5 protein-coding genes are annotated in these 5,787 nt (G+C 70.5%); 3 read left to right on the top strand and 2 right to left on the bottom strand.

Going from position 1 to position 5,787, the window contains the following annotated elements:
- The 3 genes from meaB to QZT59_RS17815 all read left to right on the top strand — a co-directional run.
- Positions 1–913, top strand: a 913-nt coding sequence (gene meaB / locus QZT59_RS17825; protein WP_290819235.1) for a methylmalonyl Co-A mutase-associated GTPase MeaB, incomplete at its 5' end; no start/stop codon positions are given.
- A 137-nt stretch (positions 914–1,050) separates the two neighbouring features.
- Positions 1,051–1,995: an alpha/beta fold hydrolase gene (locus tag QZT59_RS17820; RefSeq protein WP_290819234.1), complete on the top strand. Its 945-nt coding sequence runs from the start codon at positions 1,051–1,053 to the stop codon at positions 1,993–1,995.
- Between the two features lie 196 nt (positions 1,996–2,191).
- A complete protein-coding gene (locus QZT59_RS17815) occupies positions 2,192–4,087 on the top strand; it encodes a prolyl oligopeptidase family serine peptidase (protein WP_290819233.1) in 1,896 nt (631 codons plus the stop codon).
- Positions 4,088–4,165: 78 nt separating this feature from the next.
- Here QZT59_RS17815 and QZT59_RS17810 read toward each other — a convergent pair whose 3' ends face one another.
- Both QZT59_RS17810 and QZT59_RS17805 read right to left on the bottom strand, forming a co-directional pair.
- Positions 4,166–4,558: a Zn-ribbon domain-containing OB-fold protein gene (locus tag QZT59_RS17810; protein WP_290819232.1), complete on the bottom strand. Its 393-nt coding sequence runs from the start codon at positions 4,556–4,558 to the stop codon at positions 4,166–4,168.
- Positions 4,555–5,718, bottom strand: coding sequence for a beta-ketoacyl synthase N-terminal-like domain-containing protein (locus QZT59_RS17805; RefSeq protein ID WP_290819231.1), 1,164 nt, complete (start codon positions 5,716–5,718; stop codon positions 4,555–4,557). The genes QZT59_RS17810 and QZT59_RS17805 overlap by 4 nt, the downstream gene beginning before the upstream one ends.
- Positions 5,719–5,787: the final 69 nt, after the last annotated feature.

Raw genomic sequence — 5,787 nt, 5'->3', positions numbered from 1 at the left:
GAAGTCGACCCTGGTCGACAAGCTGGCCGAAACCTATCGCGACCGCGGCGAGACCGTCGGCATCGTCGCGATCGACCCCTCCTCGCCGTTCACCGGCGGCGCGGTGCTCGGCGACCGCATCCGGATGGCCTCGACCGTCGGCGACATGGACGTCTTCGTGCGCTCGATGAGCGCCCGCGGCACGCTCGGCGGTCTCTCGACGGCCACCGCGGACGCCGTCAAGGCGATGGACGCGTTCGGCAAGGACAAGATCATCATCGAGACGGTCGGCGCCGGACAGAACGAGATCGACATCGTCCGAACGGCGGACACGGTCGCCGTCCTCGTCCCGCCGGGGTCGGGCGACGCCGTCCAGACGCTGAAGGCCGGCATCCTCGAGATCGCCGACGTCTTCGTCGTCAACAAGGCCGACCGCGACGGGGCGGACCGGACCGTCCAGGAGCTGCTCGAGATGATCGAGCTCGGCGACGGCCCGAGCTTCGGCGCGGGTGCGGGCCACCACGGGGCCGAGGCGGCTGTCGGCGGCTCGGACGCCGACGGCGCGGACGGGGACGACGGAACGACGGCGTCGTGGCGAGCCCCGATCGTCGAGACGGTGGCGACGTCGGGCGAGGGCGTGGACGACCTCGTCGAGGCGTTCGCCGATCACCGCGCGCACCTCGTCGAATCGGGCGAGGTCGCCGAGCGAACCCGTCGTCGCCACGCCGAGGAGATCCGAACGCTGCTGCGTCAGGACCTCCACGGAATGCTCGAGGCCGAACTCGACCGACGCGGCGGCGTCGAGTCCCTGGCCGACGCCGTCCGCCAGGGCGAGACCGACCCGTACACCATCGCCGACGAGTTCCTCGGTCCAGTCGAGCGCTGTCTCGACCGGCTCGACGCGGACGACGAGCCGTCCGGGGACGCAGACTGAGGAGCCGACCGTCGGTGGCCCACCGCGGACGGCTCCCCGACCGAGACTCGAACGACGATCTCCGGCAGTATATTCCGTATTCACCCGCGGCGAGACGGACACCTACGAATAAGGCCGGTGACGTGGTAGCGCCGCGCATGAAGCTTCGTACCGTCACCGGACTGACCGTCGGCGCCGTCGCGACGGCCGTCGCGGGGAATCGCCTCCTCCGCCGCCGCGCGGGGTCGCTCGAGAACCCGCTTCCCGGCGTGGAGCGAACCTACCGGTGGCGCGGGATGGACGTCTCGTACACCGTCGCCGGCGATCCGGACGCGCGGGACCTCGTACTCGTCCACGGGATCCACGCGGCCGGGAGCAGCGCGGAGTTCGAAGCCGTCGCGGAGCGGTTGGCCGAGGACTACCGCGTGATCGCGGTCGACCTGCCGGGCTTCGGACGGTCGGATCGACCCCCGCTGGTCTACTCCGCGACGCTCTACGAGGAGTTCCTCCGGGAGTTCGTCGGCGACGTCGCCGACGAACCGATCGTACTCGCCTCGTCGCTCTCGGGCGCGTTCGCGGCGGCGGCCGCCGCCCACCCGGCCGCGGACGCCGTCGAGCGGCTGATCCTGGTCTGTCCGACGGCCGACACGGCAACCGAGCGACCCTGGCTCCGACGGCTGCTTCGGACGCCGCTGCTCGGCACGACCGCGTTCAACCTGCTCGCGAGCAAGCCCGCCCTCCGATACGTCTTCGCCCGCGACGGCTACTACGACGAGACCAGCCTCGACGACGAGGAACTCGCGTACGCCTGGCGGAGCGCCCACCAGCCCGGCGCGCGGTTCGCGCCGGCTTCCTTCGCCGCGGGCACGCTCGATCCCGACCTCGACCTCGCGACGGAGCTCGCCGCGCTGGACGTTCCGGTGACGCTCGTCTGGGGTCGCGACGCGGGGCTGATCCCGCTGGAGGAGGGGCGAGAGCTGGCGGATGCGGCGGACGTCGAGCTCGTCGTGGTCGACTACACGACGCTGCTCCCCCACGCCGAACACCCGGACGAATTTCTCGCGTACCTCGACGGGGCGCTGGCGGCGGTCGGCGGGGAGTGACGCGGGCGTCGTCCGGTCGACCGCATCCTCCGAATCGCTCGTGCCGTCGACCGAATCCTCCGAATCGCTCGTGCCGTCGACCGCATCCTCCGAATCTCTACGTCGATCCCGACCGGGTCGTGGGTCGGGACGAACGGAACCGTCCGGGCCTTTCGAATCGAAAGGGTTGATGTGGGGAGACTTCGTAGGATCGTCCATGACGGATCCGGACGAGATACTCGAAGAGCTGGCGAGCCTCCCGACGATGGCGCACCCGACCGCCTCCGCGAGCGGCGAGGCGGTCGCGCTCTACTACGACGTCACCGGTCGCAACGAGCTCCACGTCCTCGACGTCGAGACCGGCGAGCTGGAGCGGTGGTCCGACGGCGAGGTGCCGCGCAACGCCCGCTGGTTCCTCGCGTGGGACGCGGACGGCGATCGCGTCTTCTTCCACCAGGACGATGCGGGCGACGAACAGAACGACCTGTACGCGATGTCGCGTGACGGCGAGATCGAACCGGTCGTCGCGATGGACGGGCAGGTCGTGATCCACGATGTCGGCGGGGACGGCGAGACGCTGCTGGTCGGATCCAACCGGGACGGCCAGATGAACCTCTACCGTCACGATTTCCCGTCCGGCGAGACCTCGAAGGTCACCGAGTACGACCGAGCCGTCTGGGGATCGCACCTCTCGCCGGCGTGTGACCGGATCGCGTACGCGACGAACGAGACCGACGACTTCGACAACCGCGACGTCTACGTGGCGAACGTCGACGGTTCTGAGCCGCGAAACCTCGAGATCGGGGCGGTCGGCGCCGAAGCGTCGCCCGCCGACTGGGGGCCCGACGGCGATCGGCTGCTCGTCTCCGACAACACCGACGACCTCGGCCGAGCCGGCGTCTACGATCTGCGGACCGACGAGGTGACCTGGTACGGCGAGGGCGAGTGGGACGAACACGGGATCGCGTTTCTGCCGGACGGCGATCGCGTCCTCGTCGGTCGGGCCCGCGGCGCGCTCGCGGTTCCGGTCGTCTACGACCTCGAAACCGGCGACGGCCGCGAGCTCGACGTTCCGGACGGAGTCGCGACCTTCGGGGCGCAGTACACCGGGACCGTCACCCTCGCGGACGGTCGGGTCGTCTTTCAGCACACGACGCCCACCCGCCGGCCCGAGCTGCTCGCCTACGACCTCGAGACCGACGAGTACGAGACGCTCCTCGAGGCCGAGTACGGGCCGTTCGATCCCGAGGACTTCGCCGACGCGGAGCACCTCACGTTCGAGTCCGACGGCGTGCCGGAGACGCCGGCGCGAGCCGTCGACCACGAGCCGTACGAGGAACTCGAGATCGGCGCCCTCCTGTACGACTCGGGCGTCCGCCCGTCGCCGCTGATCGTGAACCCACACGGCGGCCCCCGCGCTCGCGACACGAAATCCTTCGACCTCTACACGCAGGTGCTCGTCTCTCGGGGCTTCTCCGTGTTGCAGGTCAACTACCGCGGCTCGACCGGCCGGGGCCGCGAGTTCGTGGAGAAGCTCATCGACGACTGGGGCGGGGCCGAGCAGGGCGACGTGGCGAGCGCCGCCGAGCACGTCATCGAGAGTCGCGACTGGATCGACGACGAGCGCGTCGTCGTCTTCGGCGGCTCCTACGGCGGGTACTCCGCCTACTGGCAGATGGTCCAGTACCCGGACCTGTACGACGGCGGCGTCGCGTGGATCGGACTGACCGACCTCGAGGAACAGTACGAGAACACGATGCCCCACTACCGGGTCGAGCTGATGGAGAAGTACCTCGGCACGCCCGAGGAGAATCCGGAGCTGTACGCAGAGCGCAGTCCCTCGACGCACGTCGAGAACCTCGAGGCGCCGTTACTGCTCGTCCACGGCGTCACGGACAGCCGCGTCCCGGTCTCGCAGGCGCGCACTTTCCGGGACGCCCTGGAGGAGGCCGGCTACGAAGCGGGCGAGGGCGGCGACTTCGAGTACCGCGAGCTCGGCGAGGAGGGACACGCCTCCTCCGACCAGGCCCAGAAGCTCCGCATGTTCCAGCTGCTCGACGACTTCCTCGAGCGCCGAGTCGGCACCGAGGCTCCGGCGACGGCCGACGACTGAGCGGCCCCGGAGTTCGCTCCCGCGACGATTCCTGGACAAATCCTCCCGCATCGGCGTTCCGGTCCGATGCGCCGGTGGCTATCGCATTCGGAACGCGATCAGCCGATCGCCCGTCGTCTCCGAGACGTGAACCGTCGGCTGGACGGTCATCCCGTTCTCGACGTCCGCGACGTCCGCGCCGACGACCTGGCCGGTGATCCGCACCGGACCGAAGTCAGCGATCGCCGCCGCGTACGGGGCGTCCTCCTCGAAGGACGGCGTGGGGACGTGCGTGACGGTGAAGGTTTCGATCTCGCCGACGTCCGGGAGCGGGCGCTCCTCGAGCACCGGTTCGCCACAGGCCGGACAGACGCGTCGCGGGGGCAGCGAACCGTGGCCCGCGGGACACTCGAGGTAGTACGCTTCGTCGCGCTCGAGGGCGTCGAGCCACTCGTCGAAGCCGGCGTCGCCGACGCCGTCGGTCGCGGTCATTCGATCACCTCCAGCACGTGGACGACGCACGAAGCGACCGTGCCGCCCGCGTTGTGCGCGACGACGGTCGAGCCGTCGACGGCGCCGCTGTTGGGGTGGTCGCCGCGCAGGATCGCGGTCAGCTCGGCGATCTGGGACGCCCCGGTGGCGCCCACGGGGTGGCCCTTGGCTTTGAGGCCGCCGGAGAGGTTGACGGGGACCGACCCGTCGGCGGTCGTGTACCCTTCCCGAGCCGCCGAGATTCCCTCGCCGACCTCGGCGATACCGAGCGACTCGATGGCGAGCACCTCGGCGATCGTGAAGCAGTCGTGGACCTCCGCCGCCGCGACGTCCTCGGCCGCGATCCCCGCGTCGTCGTAGGCCTCCCGTGCGGCCTCGTCGGCCGCCGGCGAGCGCGCGAGGTGCTCGCGGTCGTGCAGCGCCATCCGGTCGCCGCCCTGACCGGTTCCCGTGATCGCCACCGGGGCCTCGAGGTCGTTGGCCTCGGCGTACTCGCCGCTGACGAGGACGAGCGCGGCCGCCCCGTCGGAGATCGGACACGAGTCGTAGAGCCCGAGCGGTTCCGAGACCGGCGGCGCGTCCAGGACGTCCTCCAGTTCGATGGCGCGCTGGTACTGGGCCTTCTCGTTCTCGAGCGCGTGGTCGTGGTTCTTCATCGCGACGTGGGCCAGGTCCTCGCGACCCCCGCCGTAGGTTTCGAAGTACGCCTTCGCCATGAGGGCGTAGGCGCCGGGAAACGTCATCCCGGCACGGACCTCCCAGAGGTCGTCGGCGGCGATCGCGAGCGCCTCCGTCGCGCCGGCGGTGCCCAGGTTGGTCATCCGTTCCGCGCCGCCGACCAGACAGACGTCTCGTTCGCCGTTGCGGATGGCGACGACCGTGTCGCGAACCGCCGCCGCGCTCGAGGCGCAGGCGGCCTCGTACCGGGTCGCCGGCGCCGTCACGCCCGCGGCCTCGGCCATCAGCGGCCCCTGGTGGCCCTGGTGCTCTGCCAGCTCGCCCATGAAGTTGCCGTACCTGACGTCTTCGACGTCCCCGCGCGGAACGTCGGCGTCCGCGAAGGCGTCCGCGGCCGCCGCTGCGAACAGGTCCCGTCCCGTCCGCTCGGGCTCGTTTCCGAACGGCGTCAGGCCGACACCGGCTACGCGTACCTCGGTCATGGAAGTGGGTACCGCGTCGACCCGTTAATACCTCGTGGTTCGACAGTCAACGCATTACGAGACGGACTG

The sequence above is a fragment of the Halovivax sp. genome, assembly GCA_007119345.1.
GTDB lineage: Archaea > Halobacteriota > Halobacteria > Halobacteriales > Natrialbaceae > Halovivax.
This window is presented reverse-complemented; position numbering and strand designations above follow the sequence as displayed.